Source organism: Ileibacterium valens (assembly GCF_001945525.1).
Classification (GTDB): domain Bacteria; phylum Bacillota_I; class Bacilli_A; order Erysipelotrichales; family Erysipelotrichaceae; genus Ileibacterium; species Ileibacterium valens.
This window is the reverse complement of record NZ_MPJW01000217.1, coordinates 1-1,013: the sequence shown is the minus strand read 5'-3', so window position 1 is coordinate 1,013 and position 1,013 is coordinate 1. Positions and strand designations below refer to the sequence as shown.

Genomic DNA, 1,013 nt, shown 5'->3' with positions numbered 1-1,013 from the left:
TACAAGACAGCAGGTTGGTTGATACAGTGCCTTGAGGGTGATGACAAGCGCCATCAGAGAGGGAGAAACCCATTTTCCAAAAAGGAGTGATTCGGGAGCCTTTGCCATGACCGGGTGAATATCAAACTCGCCTGGAAGATAACGCGGATCCCGGCTCTTCCTTTTACATTCGGGACAGCCGTAAGAAACAGAATAGTGCCGGATGATTTCCAGTTTTCCTGGAATGTATCTGACTTCATGACGGACCAGCTTTCTGCCGATCGGAGTGAGTTCCGTACCGCAGACGGAACAGATTCTCTGGTCTTCAGACAGTTCGTGAAGTTCATCTGTGACAGGAAGGTTCATCTTTTTAATAAGATCTTCCAGAGATTCCTTCGGCTTACGGGCTTTGGAACGAACAGGCCGTTTCCTTGCGGAAGCTCCGGGAGCAGGGGTTTTGGCAGAAGGACCGGATGGCTGGTCATGATCGTCCTTTTTATCTGGCTTTCTCTTTTCAGAACTCCTGCCATACTTCTGAGCAGCCATCAGCCTGATCTGAGCAGACAGATCAAGGATCGTGGCATTTGCCTGATCCAGCTGCTCTGTGAGGCTCTTAATCAGTTTTCTGTTAGCTTCATTCTCTTCCTGGCTCTTCTCATACTGAATGGTCAGCTTGTTAATGGCCTTGTTCAATTCAACCAGCTGATGAAAGAACTGGTTCTCGCTGATGTTGCTCGTATTGATTTCTGACATAATTTTCCCTGTTTAAATTATACCATAAATCAGACTGAAATCTCTTTATTTAAAGCGTTTTCGGCACTATTCTATCTCCTTTTCACTGTTGTTTTCTGCTCTGGAAAGAGCCCCTCAAGCAGCCATCTCAGCTGCTGCGAGCTAAGTTCTCTGACCTCGTTTTTGTCTCTCGGCCATCGAAAATGGCCGTCATCCAACCGTTTATAGAGCAGCAGAAATCCATCCTGCTGCCAAAGAAGGCCTTTGATTCTGTCCGCTCTTCTGCCGCAGAACAGGAACAG

General features: G+C 47.3%; 2 protein-coding genes. Both read right to left on the bottom strand.

Going from position 1 to position 1,013, the window contains the following annotated elements:
• Positions 1–732 (bottom strand): IS66 family transposase zinc-finger binding domain-containing protein (locus BO222_RS11020; protein WP_198932075.1); only part of this gene is annotated, 732 nt, incomplete at its 3' end.
• Between the two features lie 71 nt (positions 733–803).
• Positions 804–1,013: IS66 family insertion sequence element accessory protein TnpB (gene tnpB / locus BO222_RS11015; protein ID WP_143357014.1), on the bottom strand; the 210-nt coding region annotated here is incomplete at its 5' end.